The sequence below is a fragment of the Oceaniglobus sp. K40-3 genome (assembly GCF_055808395.1).
Map to the genome: position 1 here is coordinate 1,857,127 of NZ_CM147868.1, position 19,433 is coordinate 1,876,559.

A 19,433-nucleotide genomic window follows, 5' to 3' on the forward strand; every position below is an offset into this window, starting at 1 on the left:
GGGTGTTCACCCCTGCGTGCGGGCCAGGCGCGCGGCCCGCCCGCCGCGCCGCTGTTTCAGGCGGTTGGCGCGACCGGGCAGATCATCGAGGATGGCCTGACGCTCTTGTGCGCTGAGCCGTGACCACTGGGCGATTTCATCGAGCGAGCGCAGGCAGCCGGTACAGATCCGTTCGACCGGGTGGACGACGCAGATCTTGATGCAGGGTGATTCAACCTCGGCGCGGCTCCAGAGAATATCGCTCATTGCGTGGCTTTCAGATGCGACAGGCGGTCGAGCGCCCCTTGCAGGATATAGCCGGCGGCCACATGGTCGATCACCTCGGCGCGACGTTTGCGTGACGTATCCGCCGCCAGCAGGGCGCGTTCGGCGGCCACGGTGGACAGGCGTTCGTCCCAAAAGGTGATGGGCAGATCGGTGAGGCGTTCAAGATTGCGGGCAAAGGCGCGGGTGGCCTGGGCGCGGGGGCCTTCGCTGCCGTCCATGTTCAGGGGCAGGCCCAGCACGATTCCGACAATCTGGCGCTTCGTGGTCAGATCCAGCAGGCGAGCGGCGTCAACGCCAAATTTCTTGCGCCGGATGGTTTCCAGCGGCGTGGCGATGGAACGCATGACATCGGACACAGCAACGCCAAGGGTGACGGTGCCCAGATCCAGCCCGGCCAGCGCGCCGTGGCGGGGCAGGGCGGCGGCAAGTGTTTCGATGTCGGTACAGATCATCCGGGCAACCCCGCGCGGTTGGCGGCGGCCCTGATCGTGGCCAGCGCCGCGGGATCCTCGGCAAAGGTTTCTTTCGCCTCGGCATAGATTTTGCCGGCGGTATCGGTTTCGCCCAGCACGCCATAGGCGCCGATCAGTCGCGCCCAGTCTTCGGGGGGCCGCCATCACTGGCCAGACGGTCGGCGAGGCCCGCCACCATGGTGCGGATCATCGCGTCACGGTCTTCGGCGGTCATGTCCGAGGCGGCGGCCACATCGTCGGCGGTGGGGCCTTTGATGCTGGGGCCTTTGGGGGCGGGAACGTCATATCGCACCCCGGCACGGTCGGCCAGATCGGCGATCTGGCTGCGGATCGGTGTCATCCACGGGGCATCGTCCGGCCCTGTCTCAAGCAGATCGCGCCAGATCTGAAACGCCAGATCCGGGCGCCCGGTCTGTGCATAAAGCAGCCCGGCATAATAAAGTGCCGCGCCAAATTTCGAGATCGAGCTTCAGGGCGCGGGTCAGGGCGGCCTCGGCCCCGGGCGAAACATAGCCCCCGGCAGCAAGGATCATATATTCGGCCAGATCGGTATAATCACCGGCTGTTGCCTTGTCCCCCAACAGGTCGATCACCCGATTCTGTGCGGTGATCGCGCTGTTGAACCGGCCAAGCCCGGCTTCGTTATGGGCCAAAAGCCGATGCCCGCGCAGATCGTCGGGGCGCTTTTTTACCGTTGCGCGCAGTTGTTCCATCATTTTGGCATAGGTCGGATCAGCGGGCAGCGGCGTGGTCAGCGCGGCAACCTGTTGTTCGGCCTCGGCCTGGGTCGGGCGGTTTTCCCGGGCGCGCTCGGCCTGGTCCTTGCGGGCCTGAATGGGTTGATCGGGATACCCGGGCGCCCCCAGCCACAGATAGGCCCCCACGCCGCCACCAATCACCAGCAGCGCGCAAAACCCGGCCATGGTGCGGGTGATGCCACGGGGCGCGGCCTCGGGGGGCACCGCGCCACGCGCCGCGCGGTCCGCCTCCAGCAGACGCCGGGCCACTTCGGTGCGCACACGCCCGGCCTCGTCCGCCGTCAGGGTGCCACGCGCAAGATCACGCTCGACCTCGTCCAACTGGTCGCGGTAAACCTGTACGTCGGATGCCCGGGGCGCCGCCCCGTTGCCCCCGCGCAGCAAGGACAGGGCGATCACCGCCGCCGTCATGCCTGCCATTCCTATGACCACCGCCCAGAACATATCGCCTCCGATCTCTGCGCCCCTATGTGCCGCCTTCGGGGGCGGAACACCAGCCATGCGCGACCTTCGGTCACAGCCCTGTGACACGGGGGCCGCGCCCATGTCGCAAATTGCCAGACAGGTGCCGTTTGACAGGGGGGCGCGGCGTGGTAATCCCCCCATAAGGGGCGGGCCGTACCGCCGCCCAGCCATAGGGGATTCCGCCATTGAAACGCTATTCCGTCTTTGCCGTCGCGCGTGAGGCGCTGCGCTTTCACACCGGATGGGAGCGGGCCTGGCGTTCGCCCCAGCCGAAAAAGAAATATGATGTGGTGATCGTTGGGGCCGGGGGGCACGGGTTGGCAACGGCCTATTGGCTGGGCAAGAATCATGGCATCCGCAACGTGGCGGTGATCGAAAAGGGCTGGCTGGGCGGTGGCAACACCGGGCGCAACACCACGATCATCCGGTCCAATTATCTCCAGGATCCCTCGGCGGCGATCTATGAAAAGTCCCGCAGCCTCTATGAAACCATGAGCCAGGATGTGAATTACAACATCATGTTCTCGCCCCGTGGTGTGATGATGCTGGCCCAGACCCAGGCCGAGGTGCGTGGTTATCAACGCACCGCCCATGCCAACGCCCTGCAAGGGGTTGAAACCGAATTTGTCGGCCCGGACCGGGTGAAAGACCTCTGCCCGATCATCAACATCGACGGGCCGCGCTATCCCGTGCTTGGGGCGCTCTGGCAGGCCCGGGGCGGCACCGCGCGCCATGATGCCGTGGCCTGGGGCTATGCCCGGGCGTGCAGCGACATGGGCATGGACATCATCCAGCAATGCGAAGTGACCGGCGTGCGCCAACAGGGCGGCAAGGTCAGCGGGATTTCCACCACCAAGGGCGAGATCGACTGTGACAAGCTCGGGCTCGTCGTGGCGGGCCATTCCGGGGTTCTGGCCGAAATGGCCGGGTTCCGCCTGCCGCTGGAATCCGTGGCGCTTCAGGCGCTGGTCAGCGAACCGATCAAACCCTGCATGGATGTGGTGGTGATGGCCAACACGGTGCATGGCTATATGTCGCAATCGGACAAGGGCGAAATGGTGATCGGCGGCGGCGCCGACGGCTACAACAATTACACCCAGCGGGGCAGTTTCCACCATATCGAGGAAACCGTGCGCGCGCTGATCGAAACCTTCCCGATGATCTCGCGGCTCAAGATGCTGCGCCAATGGGGCGGCATCGTCGACATGACCGGCGACCGCTCGCCGATCATCTCCAAAACGCCGCTGACAGGCTGTTTCGTCAACTGCGGCTGGGGTACGGGCGGGTTCAAGGCAATCCCCGGTTCCGGCTGGGCCATGGCCGAACTCATGGCACAGGGCGAACCCGGCCCCCTGGCCGAGGCGTTCACCATGAACCGCTTCCGCGAAGGCCGCTTCATCGATGAAAGCGTGGCAGCAGGGGTGGCCCATTGATGAAACAGCAACGGAACCGCGCACGGGCTCTGATCGTTGATGGCCCAACATATCAACGCAAGGAGCCAGCCCAATGTCTGACGATTCCAACACCAGAATCCGCGAAACCCACGTGCACGAAAAAGGCAGCTCATCCACGCTCGCCTTTATTCTCGGGGGCGTTGTCGTCGCCTTGGTCGTTGTGGGGTTCATCCTCTACGGCGGGCTCGATGTTTCGGGCGGGGGTGGCGGTGAAACCAACATCAACGTCGAACTTCCGACGCTTGAAGGCGCACCCGCCGACAAGGGCAACTAAGCTGCACAAACGCCATTTTCCACATTTCACAGGGCGGGTGCCGGTTGGCATTCGCCCTTTTGCATCCGGACCCTGCCCATGCTGATCCTCACCTGCCCCTGCTGCAACATCGCAGCGGATGAAACCGAACTGCACCCCGGCGGTCAGGCCCATATCCAGCGCGCGGGCCCCGACAGCGATGACGACAGTTTTGAGACCTACCTGTTCCTGCGCAAAAACCCCCGGGGCGTGCATTTCGAACGCTGGCGCCACGCCATGGGCTGTGGCAAATGGTTTCACGCGGCCCGCTGCACCGTAACCCTCGAAGTTTTCGGCACCTACAGCGCCCAGACAACAAAACCCCCGCAACACATCCTTGATGCGATCACCGCCCGCCGCCCCGATTGGCAGCACAAATGATGCTTTTTACTGATAAAAATACTCAAATTGCCCCCGCCGCCCCCCGCGAAAGGCCCGAAACATGAGCACCCGCCTCGCCACCGGTGGCCGCCTGATCGACCGCTCCACGCCGCAGAATTTCACCTTCAACGGCAAATCCCTGCGTGGGGTCAAAGGCGATACCCTCGCTTCGGCCCTGCTGGCCAATGATCAGATGCTGCTGGGCCGGTCGTTCAAATACCACCGTCCCCGGGGCATCATCGCCAGCGGCGCGGAAGAACCCAACGCGTTGGTCAACCTGGGCACGGATGCCCGGTTCGAACCGAACCAACGTGTCACCACAACCGAATTGTTCGACGGCCTCACCGCCACATCGCAAAACCACTGGCCCAGCCTCGAATTCGACGTGGGCGCGATCAATACCCACCTGGCGCGGTTCCTGCCCGCCGGGTTTTATTACAAGATGTTCATCCATCCGCGCCCGTTCTGGAAACACGTTTATGAACCGATCATCCGAAAATCCGCCGGTCTGGGCCAGGCGCCCAAGGATCGCGACGCAGATCGCTATGACCACCTGAACGCCCACTTCGATATGGTCGTTATCGGCGGCGGTATTGCCGGATTGCAAGCCGCCCTGAGCGCCGCCGCCAGCGGCCAAACCCTGATGCTGATGGAACAAACCGCCCATTGGGGTGGGCGGGCCCCCGTCGACGGCGATGAGATAAACGGCCAACCGGCCCAAGCCTGGATCGACGCGACCGTCAAAACCCTCAGCGAAATGGCCAATGTCACCCTGCGCCTGCGCTGCATGGGGGCAGGGGTGTATGATCACGGCTATCTTCTGGCCTATGAACGCCTTGCCGATCACCAGCCAGAAACCGACAGCCCCCGCCATCGCCTCTGGCGCATCCGCACCAAAATGATCGTCACCGCCACCGGTGCGATTGAGCGCCCCCTGTCCTTTGCGGGCAACGATATTCCCGGCGTGATGCTGGCCAGCGCGGTACGCGATTTCATCACCAACTTCGCTGTCTCTCCGGGCGATCGGGTGGTTGTGGTCACCAACAACGACGATGCCTACCGCACTGCCATCGCCGTGAAACGCGCAGGTCTCGACGTGCCCGCAATCATCGACGCCCGCCCCATGGGTGGCGGCGCGCTGATGGAACAGGCCCGCCAATCGGGGATCCGTATTGAAACGGGCAAAGCCATCGCAACCGTGCAGGGCAGTAAACGCGTCACCGGCGTGACCCTGTGCCAACACGCGGGCGAAGGCGCGGTGATCGACACCATCCCCTGCGATGTCGTGGCCATGTCCGGTGGCTGGTCACCCGTGGTCCATCTCTGGTCCCACTGCGGCGGCAAACTGACGTGGGATGACGCGCAGGCCTGTTTCAAACCCGATCCCACTCGCGCCCCCACGGGTGCCGATGGCCAGCCGTTCGTCGCCACGGCAGGGGCCGCCAGCGGCGCGATGACAACGGCCGAAGTGCTGGAAAATGCCTACGCCGCCACAGCCACGCCGAAAAGCGCGGGCGTCGCGCAAGCGACGCCAAGCGATGAGGCGCCGGTGCTGCCGGTCTGGATCATGCCACAGGGGGCGGGGGTGAAACTCCGCGCGAAAATGTGGCTGGATTTCCAGAACGATGTAAAAGTGTCTGACGTGCAACTGGCCGCGCAGGAAGGCTATGAATCCGTTGAACATGCCAAACGCTATACCACCCTCGGGATGGCCACGGATCAGGGGAAACTCTCAAACATCAACGGCCTGGCCGTTCTGTCAGGGGCGCTCAACACGCCGATCCCACAGGTGGGCACCACCACGTTCCGCCCCCTTATACGCCAATTTCCATGGGGGCCATCGCGGGCGAGGCGCGCGGCGTACTTTTTCAGCCCCTGCGCCGCACCCCGATCCACGACTGGCACGACGAAAACCATGCTTTTTGGGAGCCGGTGGGCCATTGGCGCCGCCCCTATACCTACCAACGCCCGGGTGAAACCATTGAGGAATCCGTCGCGCGCGAGGTGAACGCCACCCGCAACAGCCTTGGTCTGTTGGACGCCTCGACCCTTGGCAAGATCATCGTAAAAGGCCCGGATGCGGGCCGGTTTCTTGACATGATGTACACCAACATGATGTCCAGCCTTGCCCCCGGCAAATGCCGTTATGGCCTGATGTGCAGTGAAAACGGATTCCTGTCCGATGATGGCGTCGTGGCCCGGATCGCAGATGATACGTGGCTGTGCCACACCACCACCGGCGGCGCGGATCGTATTCACGCCCATATGGAGGAATTCCTGCAAACCGAATGGTGGGATTGGCAGGTTTTCACCGCCAATGTGACCGAACAATTCGCCCAGATTGCCGTGGTTGGCCCGAACGCGCGCAAGGTGCTGGAAAACCTCGGCGGGATGGACCTGTCAAAGGACACCCTGCCATTCATGCAATGGACCGAGGGCACGCTTGCCGGTATCCCGGCCCGCGTTTTTCGCATTTCGTTTTCCGGCGAGCTGAGCTTTGAGATCGCCGTTCCCGCCGCCCATGGCCGCGCGTTGTGGGACAGGCTGCTTGCGGCGGGGGCGGACTTCAACATCACCCCCTATGGGACCGAGGCGTTGCATATCATGCGTGCCGAAAAGGGGTTCATCATGATCGGCGATGAAACCGACGGCACGGTGATCCCGCAGGATCTGAACCTCAACTGGGCGATTTCAAAGAAAAAGACCGATTTTATCGGCAAACGTGCCCAAAGCCGCAGCCATATGACCGACCCAAACCGTTGGAAACTGGTTGGCCTTGAAACCACCGATGGTTCGGTCCTGCCCGATGGCGCCTATGCCACCGCGTCGGGCACCAATGCCAATGGTCAGAAACACACCCAAGGGCGCGTCACCTCGACCTATCATTCGCCCACATTGGGCAAGGGTATTGCCATGGGGCTGGTGCTGCACGGGCCCGACCGGATGGGCGAGGTTCTTGATTTTCCGCGCATTGATGGCACAGTCGTGCAGGCGCGGATCGTTGACCCGGTATTTTTCGACAAGGAAGGCGCGAAACAGAATGTCTGATCCTGTCACCCCCTTGAATGGCGCGACCTATGCGGGCTTTGTCACCGTTTCCGAGATCGGCCCGCAAGGGATGATCACCCTGCGCGGCGATCTATCCGCGTCCGCCCTGCGCGACGTGGTGCTGGAAACCGCCGCCGCCGATCTGCCCGACCCGGGCGGCATCGTGATGAACGGCGAACGTGGCGCGGCGTGGATGTCACCGGACGAGGCGCTGATCCTGCTGCCCCGGGCAGATGTTCCCGGGGCATTGGCCCGGATTGCAGCGGATCTTGCACAGACCCACCATCTGGCCGCCGATGTGTCGGATGCCCGGGCCATGTTCCGCCTGAAAGGCGCCGCTGTGCGCGATGTTCTGGCAAAGCTGACGCCTGCCGATGTGTCCCCCACGGCCTTGTCGGCAAACACCCTGCGGCGCACCCGTATTGCCCAGGTGGCGGCGGCGTTCTGGCTGGCGGATGGGGAAACTGCCAATCTGATCTGTTTCCGGTCCGTGGCGCATTATGTGTTTGACCTGTTGTCGGTCTCGGCCCGGGCGGGCAGTGATCCGAAACTTTTCCGCGGCTGAGTGCGCGGAACCGGGAACCACAGCCCCCTTGTGGGCTTTGTCATTAGAAGGCTTGACCTCTGCGCCGCTGCGGCTCAGGTATCAGGCAGCGAAACATCAATGAAAGGGGCTTGTTATGGCTTTTGAACTTCCCGATCTTCCCTATGCGCACGATGCGCTGGCCGACAATGGCATGAGCAAGGAAACTCTGGAATACCACCACGACCTGCACCACAAGGCCTATGTCGACAACGGCAACAAGGCGATTGCCGGCACCGAGTGGGAGGGAAAATCCCTCGAAGAGATCATCAAGGGCACCTATGACAAGGGCGCCGTCGCCCAGAGCGGTGTTTTCAACAACATCAGCCAGTTGTGGAACCACAATCAATTCTGGGAAATGATGGGCCCGGGCAAATCGGCGATGCCGTCCGAGTTGGAAAAGGCCCTGACCGACAGCTTTGGGTCGGTTGATAAATTCAAGTCAGATTTTTCCGCCGCAGGTGGCGGGCAGTTTGGTTCTGGCTGGGCCTGGCTGGTCAAGGACGCCGATGGCAGTCTGAAGGTGACGAAAACCGAAAACGGCGTGAACCCCGTGTGTTTCGGGCAGACCGCGCTGTTGGGCTGTGATGTGTGGGAGCATTCCTATTACATCGATTTCCGCAACAAGCGCCCTGCCTATCTGACCAACTTCCTTGATAATCTGGTCAACTGGGAAAACGTTGCCTCGCGGATGTGAGGTGAGTTCTGATTTTATTCAGACGGGCCGCCCCTGATCGGGCGGCCCGTTTTTGTTTGATGTCGCTTTTTTGAGTATTTTTATCAGTAAAAAGTCAGGGCGTTGGTGTTTCAGGCCCCACGTTTGCGGGTGCTGAAGCGGGGCAGCATGGCGGAAAAATCCTTGCCTTTGCCGTCTTCGGTTTCGACGAATTGCGCATAGAGTTCGCAGGCCGCCTGGCCAAGGGGGTGTCCGCGTCAACCACCGTGGCGGCCTGTTGGGACAGGCGCAGATCCTTGAGCATCAGATCAGCGGCGAACCCCGGGGCATAGCCGTTGTCGGCGGGGGATTTCGGCCCGATGCCGGGGGCGGGGCAATAGGTGTTCATCGACCAGGACGAGCCTGACGACGTGGAGACCACATCGAACATCGCATCCCGGGCCAGACCCAGTTTATCAGCGAGCGCGAAAGCCTCGCAGGTGGCGATCATCGTCACGCCAAGGATCATGTTGTTGCAGATCTTGGCGGCCTGGCCCATGCCTGCCGTGCCGCAATGCACCGCCTTTTGGCCCATGATGTCGAACAGGGGTTTGCAGCGGGCGAATGCTGTTGGTTCGCCGCCCACCATGAAGGTCAGCGTGCCGCCAGCCGCGCCGCCGACGCCGCCCGAGACCGGGGCATCCAGCGCCAGAAGGCCGGTTTTGCTGGCGTCGCGGGCCACCGATTGCGCGCTTTCCACATCCACGGTGGAGCAATCGAGATGCACCGTGCCTTTGGCCATGGCCGGATGAATGGCGCCTGCCACGTCGCGCAGGATGGCGCCATTGGGCAGCATGGTGACGACCAGTTCGGCATCTGCGGCGGCGTCGGCGGCGCTTGTGACGGCGGTGACGCCATCGGGGACGACGCCGCTTACGTCAAAGCCGCGTACCGCGTGGCCCGATTTTGCCAGATTTCGCGCCATGGGCGCGCCCATATTGCCCAGGCCGATGAAACCGATCTTCATGTTGTTCCCTCCAATTGCAGTTCGTCCCTGCCCAATGGCTGTAACATGGCGCAGGCATGGGCGGCGATCCCGTTGGTGGCGTGGCGCCACTGTGGATTGCGGTCCTTGTCGATGATGCTGGCGCGGATGCCTTCGATGAAATCGCCGTGTTCCATGGAGCGGGCAGTAAAACGGTATTCCATCTGCAAGGCCTGTTCGATGGTATCAAGCCCGCGCACCCGGCGCACCAGGTCAATTGTGCAGGCCGCCGACAGGGGGAGGCGCGCATCAGTGTCTTGCGGCTGTTGGCGGCGAAAGTGCTGTCAGCGGCGGCGAGGGCGGTGTGCAGATCATCGAGGGTTTCGGCGGCAAAGATGTGGCCGATTTCATCGGCCTGGGCGGCAAGTTCCGATTCTGGGGGGGACGTGTTGTGGCAGTGATCAAGGCCGGGTCGCCCGTGTGTTCCAGAGCGCGGATCAGGGCGGGCCATTGCGGTTCGGGCAGGTAGTGATCGGCAAATCCTGCATGGATGGCATCACCTGCCGCCATCCGGTGTGCCGTTGTGCCGAGGTATTCGCCCAGCCGCCCCGGCGCGCGGGCCAAAAGCAGCGAACCGCCCACGTCGGGGACCAGGCCGATGGCACATTCGGGCATGGACATCTGGCTGCTGTCACCGACAATCCGGTGGCTGGCGTGGCATCCCACACCCACACCGCCGCCCATGGTGAATCCATGAAGAAAACTGGCTATGGGTTTGGGAAAGTTGAACAATCGCGCGTTCATGGCGTATTCTTCGCGCCAGAACCGGCGGCCGTATTCGTAATCGCCCGCCGTGCCGGTTTCGTACATGGCGGCCAGATCGCCCCCGGCGCAAAAGGCCCGATCCCCGGCGCCGTCAATCACCAGCATCGCCACATCATCGCGGCCGGCCCAGTCGATCAGGACGGTGTCGATGGCGCGCACCATGCCCCATGTCAGGGCGTTCAGGGCCTTGGGCCGGTTCAGGGTGATCCGGCCCACCTTGCCGGTGACGCGGATGTTGACCTCGGTCATGATTTCAGCATCTCACGGGCCACGATCAGGCGCATGATTTCATTGGTGCCTTCCAAAATCTGGTGCACCCGCAGATCACGCACCAGTTTTTCAATGCCGTAATCCGCCAGATAGCCATAGCCACCGTGCAGTTGCAGGCATTGATCGACGATGCGGCTGCCTGCTTCGGTGACGAATTTCTTGGCCATGGCGCAGGCCTTGGTCGTGTCGGGGGCGCCGGTGTCGTATTTCCAGGCGGCCTGACGCAGGAAAACCCGGGCGGCCTGAAGCTCGGTCTCCATATCTGCCAGACGGAATTGCAGGGCCTGAAATTGATCAATGCTGCGCCCGAAGGCCTTGCGCTCTGACATATAGGCGAGGGTCGCGTTCATTGCGGATTGCGCGGCGCCAAGGGAACAGGCGGCGATGTTCAAACGCCCGCCATCCAGCCCCGACATCGCATAAGTGAAACCTTTGCCTGCGTCTCCCAGCAGATTTTCCGCCGGAATGTCGCAATTGTCCAACTGCACCTGACGGGTTGGTTGGCTGCGCCAGCCCATTTTTTCCTCAAGCCCACCAAAGGAAAGGCCCGTGGTGCCGTCGTCGACGATCACCGTCGACACCCCCTTTGGGCCGGGTTCGCCGGTGCGGCACATGACGATATAAGCATCGGAATATCCGCCGCCGGAAATGAATGCCTTGGTGCCGTTCAGCCGATACCCGCTGTTGGTGCGTTCGGCCCGGGTGCGCAGGGCGGCGGCATCGCTGCCTGATCCGGGTTCGGTCAGGCAATAGGACAGGACCGTTTCCATGGACAGGATTGACGGCAGGCGATCTGCCTTCATTTCGGCACTGGCGAAGCGGTCGATCATCGCGGCGCACATGTTGTGGATTGAAAGGAAAGCGGCCACCGATGGGCAGGCCATCGAAAGGGCCTCGAACACCAATGTCGCATCAAGGCGGCCAAGCCCCGTGCCGCCGCTTTCTTCGGAAACATAAAGTCCGCCAAAGCCGAGTTCGGCCAGTTTTGGCCAGAGGGCGCGGGGGATATCCCCCGCGCTTTCCCAATCCCGCGCATGGGGCGCGATATGGGTCTGGCCAAAATCATGGGCCATATCGAAGATTGCGGTTTGTTCGTCGCTAAGGCCGAAATCCATCGCGATCTCCTTTGGTATGGGTCAGTCCATGGCTTTGAAGTTGAATTCGCCACCTTCCCGGATACCCGAAGGCCAGCGCGCGGTCACGGTTTTCGTCCGGGTGTAAAAGCGGAAGGAATCCGGCCCGTGCTGATTCAGATCGCCAAAGCCTGATTTTTTCCACCCGCCAAAGGTGTGATAGGCCAGCGGCACGGGGATGGGCACGTTGACGCCGACCATGCCAACGTTGATCCGGCTGGCGAAATCGCGCGCCGTATCGCCATCGCGGGTAAAGATCGCGGTGCCGTTGCCATATTCATTGTCCATCGCGTATCCCAGCGCCTCTTCATAGGTTTGGGCACGCACCTGGGAAAGAACGGGGCCAAAGATTTCCTGACGATAGATATCCATATCCGTGGTCACGTTATCAAACAGATGCGGGCCGACAAAAAAGCCGTCTTCGTACCCTTGCAGCGAAAAATCGCGCCCGTCCACGACCAGTTTGGCCCCCTGATCGATGCCCGATTGCACCAGACGCAGGATGTTTTCCTTGGCGGCGGCAGTGACAACGGGGCCGTAATCCATGTCGTCGCCAGCGGTATAAGGCCCGACCTTCAACTTTTCGATCCGCGGAATCAGACGTTCGATCAGGGCATCGGCCGTGGCATCGCCCACGGGCACCGCCACCGAAATCGCCATGCAGCGTTCGCCCGCCGCGCCGTAACCGGCCCCGATCAGGGCGTCGGCGGCCTTGTCCATATCGGCATCGGGCATGATGATCATGTGGTTCTTGGCGCCGCCGAAACACTGCACCCGCTTGCCGTTGGCACAGCCGCGCCCATAGATATATTCGGCAATCGGGGTGGACCCGACAAAGCCAACCGCCTGGATCGTTTCGTTATCAAGGATGGCGTCGACGGCTTCCTTGTCGCCGTTGATGACCTGAAGCACGCCATCGGGCAGGCCGGCCTCTTGCAGAAGTTCGGCCAGCATCAGCGGCACAGAGGGGTCACGCTCGGACGGTTTCAGGATATAGGCGTTGCCACAGGCCAAAGCCGGGGCCATCTTCCACAATGGGATCATGGCAGGAAAGTTGAACGGCGTGATTCCGGCAACAACACCAAGGGCCTGGCGCATGGAATACATGTCGATTCCCGGGCCGGCACCATCGGTATATTCGCCCTTGAGCAGATGCGGCGCACCGATGCAGAATTCCACAACCTCAAGCCCGCGCTGCACGTCGCCCCGTGCATCGGGCAGGGTTTTACCGTGTTCGCGGCTCAGCGCTTCGGCCAGTTTATCCATGTCGCGATTCAGCAGGCGGACGAATTCCATCATCACCCGTGCGCGGCGCTGGGGGTTGGTGGCCTCCCATTTGGGTTGCGCCTTTGCGGCATCGGCCACGGCGGCGTCAAGTTCGGCCTTGCTGGCAAGGGGCACCTGCGCCTGCACTTCGCCGGTGGCGGGGTTGAACACATCGGCGCTGCGCCCGGTGCCTTTGACATGTTTGCCGTTGATCCAGTGAGACAGGGTTTCCATCGTATCCTCCGAAGAATTGGTTTCACCTTACATTAGGGTTGCCATCGTGGCGGGAAAAGCGGCAGTTTGCCAAAAGTGTTTTGCATTTTTGCAAGGATGAATGCTGATATGCACTGGGATGACATGCGAATTTTCCTGTCCGTGGCCCGCCATGACAGTATTTCCGGCGCCGCGCGGGCGTTGAAACTGGATGCGGCCACGGTGGGGCGGCGGATTGCGCGGCTGGAATCGGCGGTGGGGGCGGTGCTGTTTGTGAAAACGCCGCAGGGGTATCTGCTGAACGACGCCGGGCAACGCTTTGTTGTCCATGCCGAGCAGGCGGAACTGGCGATGGGGGCCGCTGCGGATGAACTGCGCGGCGATGGCGACCCGCTAAGCGGGCCAATCCGGCTGGGCGCGCCTGATGGCTGTGCCAATTACCTGTTGCCGCAGGTCTGTGCGGCGATCATGGCCGACCATCCCGGCCTTGAGGTGCAGATCGTTGCATTGCCCCGGGTGTTCAACCTGTCGCGCCGCGAGGCGGACATGGCCATCGGCGTGTCGCTGCCCACGGGCGGGCGGCTGACGGTGCAAAAGATTGCCGATTACCGGCTGCATCTGGCGGCGCACCGCGATTATCTGGCCAAGGCGCCGCCTTTGACCAGTGTTGGCGATCTGAGCGCCCATCAGATTGTCGGCTATATCCCTGACATGATTTTCGACAAGGAACTGGATTATCTGGGAGAGGTCGGGATTGAGCGCGTCGCCCTGTCGTCAAATTCCGTTGCGGTTCAGTTTCAATGGCTTGCCCAAGGCTGTGGGGTCGGGATTGTCCATGATTTCACGCTGCCTGCCGCGCCTGGGCTGGTGCGGGTGTTGCGCGATCAGGTGTCGCTGCAACGCACGTTTTGGTTGATTCGCCATGCCGATGATCGCCGCGTTGCCCGGGTGAACCGGTTTGCACAGGCACTGGGGGCGGGCCTGCGCGCGGAAATTCAGCGCCTCGAAGCCTTGGCTTGACAGCATGGCCCGATTGCGGCGACCCTTCATCAAGGTCAACCGGCAGTGGAAAGGCGCAAATTATGTTGGTTCAACAAATCCTTCACGGAAGAACGGCTGCGGATGTGGTGACGGTTGCACCGGGCACCACGGTGGGTGACGCGGCAAAGCTTTTGTCAGACCGGAAAATCGGCGCCGTGATCGTTTCAAAAGGTGACGCCCCCCTTGGCATCCTGTCCGAACGTGACATCGTGCGCGAACTGGGCAAACGCGGCGCGGCCTGCATGAGCGACAAGGTTGATGATCTGATGACCCGCGACCTGATCGGTTGCACCCCCGAGGATGAGGCGGTTTCCGTGTTGCAGAAAATGACCGACGGGCGATTCCGCCACATGCCGGTGATGAAGGGCGACGTGATGATCGGCCTGATTTCCATCGGGGATGTGGTGCAATCACGGCTGTCTGAACTGTCCATGGAACGCGACGCGCTGGAATCAATGGTGATGGGCCACTAGACCGGGCTTGCCTTTTGCGGCGCAATAATGTTGCGTTGCGGTGCAGCATTATGAGGTTTGCCATGCGCATCGGTCTTTATCCCGGCACGTTCGATCCGATCACCCTGGGTCACATAGATATAATCCGCCGGGCCTGTAGCCTGGTGGATCGTCTGGTGATCGGCGTGGCGATCAACCGCGACAAAGGCCCGCTGTTTTCGCTGGAAGAACGGGTGGCCATGGTCGAGGTGGAATTTGCCGATATCACGGCAACCACGGGCTGTGAGTTGATCGTCCATCCGTTTGAAAACCTGTTGATCGACTGCGCCCGGGATGTGGGCGCCGGGGTCATCATCCGCGGACTGCGCGCCGTGGCGGATTTTGAATATGAATATCAGATGGTTGGCATGAATCGCGCGATGGACGATTCCATTGAAACGGTGTTCCTGATGGCCGAAGCCCGACATCAGGCGATCGCCAGTAAACTGGTCAAGGAAATTTCCCGCCTTGGGGGCGACACCTCAAATTTTGTCACGGACGCGGTGAATGCGGCCCTTGCGCAAAAACACGGTCGCTAGCGGGATAAGACCTGCTCGGTTTCCACCAGACGGGTCACCACCTTGGCCGAACGCTCCAACGTGCGGTGAACCGGGCAGCGGTTGGCGATTTCCATCAGGCGCGCCCGCTGTTCGGCGTCCAGATCGCCGGTCAGATACACCGCGCGGGTGAATTCATCGTTTTTTTCGTCGCTTCGGCTGCCGGCGTCCTGGGCGTGAACCTTGTTGTGGCTGATATCGACGCGCACATCATCCAGCGGCCAGCCTTTGCGCCGGGCATACATGCGGATCGTCATCGAGGTACAGGCCCCCAGACCGGCCGCAACCAACCCATAGGGCGACAGGCCCTTGTTGGTGCCGCCATAGGCCAAAGGCTCATCCGCCAGAACATGAATATTCTGCCCGGCGGTGACATCCTGTAAAAACCCTTCGGGGTCGGCTTCGGTCACGCGGATTATGCCTTCGGGCGCGCCGGGGGCGGGGCAGGTGGGCGCAGGTCAAGGTAGCGCGCCGACCATGCGGCAATCACCTCGGCGGCATATTCGGCATCGGCGGCGCGGCTGATCAGGTGATCGGCATCGTCCAGCGTGACAAAGCTTTTGGGGTGCCGCGCGGCGGTAAAGATCTGGGTCGCATTTTCCACCCCCACCACCGCGTCGCGGGGGGCATGCATGACCAAAAGCGCCCGTTTCAGGTTGTGAATGGCGGGTTCCAGTTTGGCCTGCGACACGTCCTCGACAAAGGCACGCGCAATGCGGAACGGCCGCCCGCCAAGGGAAACTTCGGCCACGCCGTCTGTCTTGATCCGCTCCAGCGCGGCCCCGAAATTATGGGTCACATGGGACGGATCAGCCGGGGCGCCAATGGTGACCACCGCCTTGGCCGATACGATTTGCCCCGCCGCGCGCAGCACCGCCGCCCCGCCCAGGGAATGGCCGATCAACAGCCCCGGCGCCATGCCACGCGTGGCCAGATAATCAGCGGCCGTTTTCAGGTCGGCCACATTCGAGGAAAAGGTGGTGTTTTCGAATTCACCCTCGGAATGGCCCAAACCCGTGAAATCGAACCGCAGCACCGCCAGCCCCATTGTCGCCAACCGCGCCGCGATCCGGCGCGCGGCGGGAATATCCTTGGAGCAGGTAAAGCAATGGGCAAAAAGCGCAGTGCCCAGATGCGGCCCGTCAGGCAGATCCAGCCGCGCCGCCAGAGTATGGCCATCGTGGCCCTGAAAGGTGATCTTTTCCATGGCCATCGTCTTCTCCGCATTGGCGTTAAGGGTAATGTGCGCGCGGTGCTGGCTGGCTGCAACGCCTGTGTCGGCCCTCTCACGCCATGGTGACGGGGCTGTAACCCGGGCGCGTTGACGGGCCGGGGGCGGCGTGATCTGGTTCGGGAAACAACGGAAAGGCCAACCATGGACATGATGCAGCGAAAACAGGCGGCCCTGCTGGGCGCGCTGGTGGCGGATGCGGCCAGTCTCGGCGCCCATTGGATTTACGACGTGAGCCGGATCGCCGACCTGCGCGCGGCGCATGGGGGCAGTGCCGCGTTTCTGCCGGTGGATGCGGCCCATTATGCGGGGGGTGTCGGGTATTTCGCCCATGGCGCACGCCGCAACGGGATGCAAACCCAATATGGCGCGGTTCTGGCCCTTGCCATGGCGGCCCTTGCACGGGATGGTCGGTTTGATGTTGCCGCCTATCAGGCAGATTTTGCCGGGTATTTCGGGGCCGGGGGCGGCTATGTCGGGTATATCGACCGACCCACACGTGGGGCGCTGGCCAATCTTGCAGCCGAACAAGGCGACCCTTCGGGCATCGACGACGATCAACTGCCGGCCATGGCAACCCTGCCTGCCGTCATCGTGGCCGACCCGGGTGCGGTGAGCCGGGCAATCACCGTCACCAATGACAACCCGGTGGCCCTGACCCATGGCGCCGTGTTTGCGGCGGCGCTGACGCCGGTGCTGGGCGGCGCGCGCCTGACACAGGCCTTGCAGGATGCCGCCCCTCTGACAGGTGACGCCACCCTCACCGATGCCCTGAGCGCGCAAGAACCGGATTCAACGGCCTATGGTGAAATCACGGGGCGGGCCTGTCATCTGCCCATGGGCATGCCTTTGGCCTTTCACATCATGGCCCGGGCCAGCAGTTTCCGGGACGCGATCGAGCGCAACATCAACGCCGGGGGCGATAGCGCCGGACGCGCCATCGTGATCGGCGCGCTTATGGGGGCGGCCCATGGGGTGGGCGGTGATGCGGGCATTCCGGTTGACTGGATCGTCAAGCTGGAAAATGCCGCCGATACCTGGGCCAAATGCGCAGAATTGGCCGCAACAAAGCAAGCGCCCGACATGGCGTGAACGCAAAAAGGGCGCCCGTTGGGGCGCCCTTTCGTGATAGAGTGCTGCGGTCTGGATCAGCAGCTGTAATACATCTTGAATTCCATCGGGTGGGGTGTGTGTTCGTAGGCGTAAATCTCTTCCCACTTGAGATCCATGTAGCCTTCGATCTGGTCCTTGGTGAACACATCGCCGGCGGTCAGGAAATCCATGTCCTTTTCCAGCTCGTCCATGGCTTCGCGCAGCGACGCACAGACGGTGGGAATGCCGGCCAGTTCCTCGGCAGGCAGATCATAGAGATCCTTATCCATGGCTTCGCCCGGGTGAATCTTGTTCTTGATGCCGTCGATCCCGGCCATCAGAAGGGCGGCAAAGCACAGATAGGGGTTGGCGGCGGGGTCGGGAAAACGGGCCTCGACACGTTTCGCCTTGGGGGATCTCGGCCCAGGGAATACGCACACAGCCCGACCGGTTGCGCGCGGAATAGGCGCGCAGCACAGGTGCCTCAAACCCGGGGATCAGCCGCTTGTAGCTGTTGGTCGTCGGGTTGGTGAAGGCGTTCAGCGCCTTGGCGTGTTTCAGGATGCCGCCGATGAAAAACAGCGCCTCGTCCGACAGATCGGCGTATTTGTCGCCCGCAAAGATCGGCTTGCCGTCTTTCCAGATCGACATGTTCACATGCATCCCGGTGCCGTTGTCGCCGGAAATCGGTTTCGGCATGAAGGTGGCCGATTTGCCATAGGCGTGGGCCACGTTGTGGACGATGTATTTGTATTTCTGAATCTCGTCAGCCTGCGTGGTCAGCGTGCCGTGCAGCAGGCCCAACTCGTGCTGGCACGAGGCCACCTCGTGGTGGTGCTTGTCGACCTTCATGCCGATCCGCTTCATGGTCGAGAGCATTTCGCTGCGGATATCCTGACCGTCATCGATGGGATTGACGGGGAAATACCCCCCTTGAGGCCCGGGCGGTGGCCCATGTTGCCCATTTCATATTCGGTGTCGCTGTTCCACGATCCGTCAACGGCATCCACCTGATAGGACACCTTGTTCACCTCGACGCTGTAACGCACGTCGTCAAACAGAAAGAATTCGGCCTCGGGGCCCATATAGGCGGTGTCACCGATACCGGTCGATTTCAGGTATTCCTCGGCGTTGCGGGCGGTGCCGCGCGGGTCACGGTCATAGCGTTCGCCGGTGTCGGGTTCGCAGACGGTGCAATGAACGGCCAGGGTTTTTTCGGCATAGAACGGATCAAGATAGATGCTGTCGGTGTCGAGCATCAGTTTCATGTCGGATTGATCGATCGACTTCCACCCGGCGATGGAAGATCCATCGAACATGAAGCCTTCCTCGATGAAATCCTCGTCGACCTGGTCAGACATGACCGTGACATGCTGAAGCTTGCCGCGGGGGTCGGTGAAACGGATGTCGACGTATTCGACATCCTCGTCCTTGATCATTTTCAGCATGTCAGAAGCGCTCATGATGAACCTATCCTTGAGTTTCGATGTTGGTGTTCCGGTCGCACGGGGCCAGCCCGGCGGATGTTAAAGCGCGTCGCTGCCGGTTTCGCCGGTGCGGATGCGGATCGCCTGCTCAACGGGGGCGACGAAAATCTTGCCGTCGCCGATCTTGTCGGTCTTGGCGGCGCTGACGATGGCCTCGATGGCGGCATCGACCTGATCGTCGTCCAGTACCACCTCGATTTTCACCTTGGGCAGGAAATCCACCACATATTCGGCGCCACGGTAAAGTTCGGTGTGGCCTTTCTGGCGGCCAAACCCCTTTACCTCAAGAACGCTCAGCCCCTGAACGCCGATCTCTTGCAAGGCTTCCTTGACCTCGTCCAGTTTGAAAGGCTTGATGATCGCTTCGATCTTCTTCATGGGCCGACTCCTTGGTGTGTTGACATTGGGTCAGATCAGGTCTCACCCGGGGTCACAATTGGGTAAGGTTTGCAGCCGGAGGGAGCAA

17 protein-coding genes and 5 pseudogenes are annotated in these 19,433 nt (G+C 62.0%); 10 read left to right on the forward strand and 12 right to left on the reverse strand.

The annotated features are described in order from the left end of the window. Positions 1–6: 6 nt before the first annotated feature. Genes AC0L7P_RS09610 through ccmI form a run of 5 tightly spaced genes read right to left on the reverse strand, consistent with a single transcriptional unit; the run spans position 7 to position 1,942 of the window. Complete coding sequence (locus AC0L7P_RS09610; protein ID WP_473432622.1) at positions 7–246, reverse strand: DUF1289 domain-containing protein; 240 nt, start codon at positions 244–246, stop codon at positions 7–9. Then, positions 243–719, reverse strand: a complete 477-nt coding sequence (gene ruvX, locus AC0L7P_RS09615) for a Holliday junction resolvase RuvX (protein WP_473432623.1) — start codon at positions 717–719, stop codon at positions 243–245. The genes AC0L7P_RS09610 and ruvX overlap by 4 nt, the downstream gene beginning before the upstream one ends. Further along, a complete protein-coding gene (locus AC0L7P_RS09620; RefSeq protein WP_473432624.1) occupies positions 716–838 on the reverse strand; it encodes a hypothetical protein in 123 nt (40 codons plus the stop codon). Before AC0L7P_RS09620 ends, ruvX begins: the two co-directional genes overlap by 4 nt. A 14-nt stretch (positions 839–852) precedes the next feature. Next, positions 853–1,080, reverse strand: a complete 228-nt coding sequence (locus AC0L7P_RS09625) for a hypothetical protein (RefSeq protein WP_473432625.1) — start codon at positions 1,078–1,080, stop codon at positions 853–855. 25 nt (positions 1,081–1,105) lie between these two features. Beyond that, complete coding sequence (gene ccmI / locus AC0L7P_RS09630; RefSeq protein ID WP_473432626.1) at positions 1,106–1,942, reverse strand: c-type cytochrome biogenesis protein CcmI; 837 nt, start codon at positions 1,940–1,942, stop codon at positions 1,106–1,108. A 206-nt stretch (positions 1,943–2,148) separates the two neighbouring features. Between ccmI and AC0L7P_RS09635 the strand changes: the two genes are divergently transcribed. The 6 genes and pseudogenes from AC0L7P_RS09635 (at position 2,149) to AC0L7P_RS09660 (ending at position 8,418) form a co-directional block, all read left to right on the forward strand. Beyond that, entirely contained in the window at positions 2,149–3,396 is a 1,248-nt protein-coding gene (locus AC0L7P_RS09635) for a sarcosine oxidase subunit beta family protein (RefSeq protein ID WP_473432627.1), read from the forward strand. A gap of 73 nt (positions 3,397–3,469) precedes the next feature. Further along, a complete protein-coding gene (locus tag AC0L7P_RS09640; protein ID WP_473432628.1) occupies positions 3,470–3,691 on the forward strand; it encodes a hypothetical protein in 222 nt (73 codons plus the stop codon). Between the two features lie 78 nt (positions 3,692–3,769). Next, positions 3,770–4,090, forward strand: coding sequence for a sarcosine oxidase subunit delta (locus tag AC0L7P_RS09645; RefSeq protein WP_473432629.1), 321 nt, complete (start codon positions 3,770–3,772; stop codon positions 4,088–4,090). Positions 4,091–4,151: 61 nt separating this feature from the next. Then, positions 4,152–7,138, forward strand: a pseudogene (locus AC0L7P_RS09650) (sarcosine oxidase subunit alpha family protein). Beyond that, the gene (locus AC0L7P_RS09655; protein ID WP_473432630.1) at positions 7,131–7,703 is read left to right on the forward strand and encodes a sarcosine oxidase subunit gamma; all 573 of its coding nucleotides are present in this window, start codon (positions 7,131–7,133) and stop codon (positions 7,701–7,703) included. Before AC0L7P_RS09650 ends, AC0L7P_RS09655 begins: the two are co-directional and overlap by 8 nt. 115 nt (positions 7,704–7,818) lie before the next feature. Next, positions 7,819–8,418 carry a superoxide dismutase gene (locus tag AC0L7P_RS09660; RefSeq protein ID WP_473432631.1) on the forward strand — a complete coding sequence of 200 codons (600 nt, stop codon included), beginning with the start codon at positions 7,819–7,821 and terminating at the stop codon, positions 8,416–8,418. 110 nt (positions 8,419–8,528) lie between these two features. On the opposite strand, the pseudogene mmsB reads toward AC0L7P_RS09660, so the two are convergent. The 4 genes and pseudogenes from mmsB to AC0L7P_RS09680 all read right to left on the reverse strand — a co-directional run bounded on the left by mmsB (position 8,529) and on the right by AC0L7P_RS09680 (position 13,089). After that, positions 8,529–9,403: pseudogene (gene mmsB, locus AC0L7P_RS09665) on the reverse strand (3-hydroxyisobutyrate dehydrogenase). Further along, positions 9,400–10,435, reverse strand: a pseudogene (locus AC0L7P_RS09670) (enoyl-CoA hydratase/isomerase family protein). The pseudogenes mmsB and AC0L7P_RS09670 overlap by 4 nt, the downstream one beginning before the upstream one ends. Then, positions 10,432–11,571, reverse strand: coding sequence for an acyl-CoA dehydrogenase family protein (locus tag AC0L7P_RS09675; RefSeq protein WP_473432632.1), 1,140 nt, complete (start codon positions 11,569–11,571; stop codon positions 10,432–10,434). The pseudogene AC0L7P_RS09670 and the gene AC0L7P_RS09675 overlap by 4 nt, the downstream one beginning before the upstream one ends. A gap of 21 nt (positions 11,572–11,592) precedes the next feature. Then, positions 11,593–13,089: a CoA-acylating methylmalonate-semialdehyde dehydrogenase gene (locus AC0L7P_RS09680; RefSeq protein WP_473432633.1), complete on the reverse strand. Its 1,497-nt coding sequence runs from the start codon at positions 13,087–13,089 to the stop codon at positions 11,593–11,595. Positions 13,090–13,197: 108 nt separating this feature from the next. Between AC0L7P_RS09680 and AC0L7P_RS09685 the strand changes: the two genes are divergently transcribed. From AC0L7P_RS09685 to coaD, 3 genes are all read left to right on the forward strand, one after another. After that, positions 13,198–14,088: a LysR family transcriptional regulator gene (locus AC0L7P_RS09685; protein WP_473432634.1), complete on the forward strand. Its 891-nt coding sequence runs from the start codon at positions 13,198–13,200 to the stop codon at positions 14,086–14,088. A gap of 62 nt (positions 14,089–14,150) precedes the next feature. After that, entirely contained in the window at positions 14,151–14,582 is a 432-nt protein-coding gene (locus AC0L7P_RS09690) for a CBS domain-containing protein (RefSeq protein WP_473432635.1), read from the forward strand. 62 nt (positions 14,583–14,644) lie between these two features. Further along, on the forward strand, positions 14,645–15,139 hold the full coding sequence (gene coaD / locus AC0L7P_RS09695) for a pantetheine-phosphate adenylyltransferase (RefSeq protein WP_473432636.1): 495 nt from the start codon (positions 14,645–14,647) through the stop codon (positions 15,137–15,139). Here coaD and AC0L7P_RS09700 read toward each other — a convergent pair. Further along, positions 15,136–16,370 (reverse strand): annotated as a pseudogene (locus AC0L7P_RS09700) (bifunctional alpha/beta hydrolase/OsmC family protein). The gene coaD and the pseudogene AC0L7P_RS09700 overlap by 4 nt on opposite strands. A 162-nt stretch (positions 16,371–16,532) precedes the next feature. On the opposite strand from AC0L7P_RS09700, the gene AC0L7P_RS09705 reads away from it, so the two are divergent. Then, positions 16,533–17,480 (forward strand): ADP-ribosylglycohydrolase family protein, encoded by a 948-nt coding sequence (locus AC0L7P_RS09705; RefSeq protein WP_473432637.1) that lies wholly within the window; start codon positions 16,533–16,535, stop codon positions 17,478–17,480. 56 nt (positions 17,481–17,536) lie between these two features. On the opposite strand, the pseudogene glnA reads toward AC0L7P_RS09705, so the two are convergent. Further along, positions 17,537–18,943: pseudogene (gene glnA / locus AC0L7P_RS09710) on the reverse strand (type I glutamate--ammonia ligase). 63 nt (positions 18,944–19,006) lie between these two features. Then, positions 19,007–19,345: a P-II family nitrogen regulator gene (locus AC0L7P_RS09715; protein ID WP_473432638.1), complete on the reverse strand. Its 339-nt coding sequence runs from the start codon at positions 19,343–19,345 to the stop codon at positions 19,007–19,009. Positions 19,346–19,433 lie beyond the last annotated feature (88 nt).

Excerpts from the sequence above, each read along its gene's own strand:
- ccmI (WP_473432626.1), bottom strand. The coding sequence starts at position 1,942 with ATGTTCTGGGCGGTGGTCATAGGAATGGCAGGCATGACGGCGGCGGTG.
- AC0L7P_RS09660 (WP_473432631.1), top strand. The coding sequence starts at position 7,819 with ATGGCTTTTGAACTTCCCGATCTTCCCTATGCGCACGATGCGCTGGCC.
- AC0L7P_RS09625 (WP_473432625.1), bottom strand. The coding sequence starts at position 1,080 with ATGACACCGATCCGCAGCCAGATCGCCGATCTGGCCGACCGTGCCGGG.
- ruvX (WP_473432623.1), bottom strand. The coding sequence starts at position 719 with ATGATCTGTACCGACATCGAAACACTTGCCGCCGCCCTGCCCCGCCAC.
- AC0L7P_RS09610 (WP_473432622.1), bottom strand. The coding sequence starts at position 246 with ATGAGCGATATTCTCTGGAGCCGCGCCGAGGTTGAATCACCCTGCATC.
- AC0L7P_RS09645 (WP_473432629.1), top strand. The coding sequence starts at position 3,770 with ATGCTGATCCTCACCTGCCCCTGCTGCAACATCGCAGCGGATGAAACC.
- AC0L7P_RS09675 (WP_473432632.1), bottom strand. The coding sequence starts at position 11,571 with ATGGATTTCGGCCTTAGCGACGAACAAACCGCAATCTTCGATATGGCC.
- AC0L7P_RS09680 (WP_473432633.1), bottom strand. The coding sequence starts at position 13,089 with ATGGAAACCCTGTCTCACTGGATCAACGGCAAACATGTCAAAGGCACC.
- AC0L7P_RS09705 (WP_473432637.1), top strand. The coding sequence starts at position 16,533 with ATGGACATGATGCAGCGAAAACAGGCGGCCCTGCTGGGCGCGCTGGTG.
- AC0L7P_RS09715 (WP_473432638.1), bottom strand. The coding sequence starts at position 19,345 with ATGAAGAAGATCGAAGCGATCATCAAGCCTTTCAAACTGGACGAGGTC.
- AC0L7P_RS09655 (WP_473432630.1), top strand. The coding sequence starts at position 7,131 with ATGTCTGATCCTGTCACCCCCTTGAATGGCGCGACCTATGCGGGCTTT.
- AC0L7P_RS09690 (WP_473432635.1), top strand. The coding sequence starts at position 14,151 with ATGTTGGTTCAACAAATCCTTCACGGAAGAACGGCTGCGGATGTGGTG.
- coaD (WP_473432636.1), top strand. The coding sequence starts at position 14,645 with ATGCGCATCGGTCTTTATCCCGGCACGTTCGATCCGATCACCCTGGGT.
- AC0L7P_RS09685 (WP_473432634.1), top strand. The coding sequence starts at position 13,198 with ATGCACTGGGATGACATGCGAATTTTCCTGTCCGTGGCCCGCCATGAC.
- AC0L7P_RS09640 (WP_473432628.1), top strand. The coding sequence starts at position 3,470 with ATGTCTGACGATTCCAACACCAGAATCCGCGAAACCCACGTGCACGAA.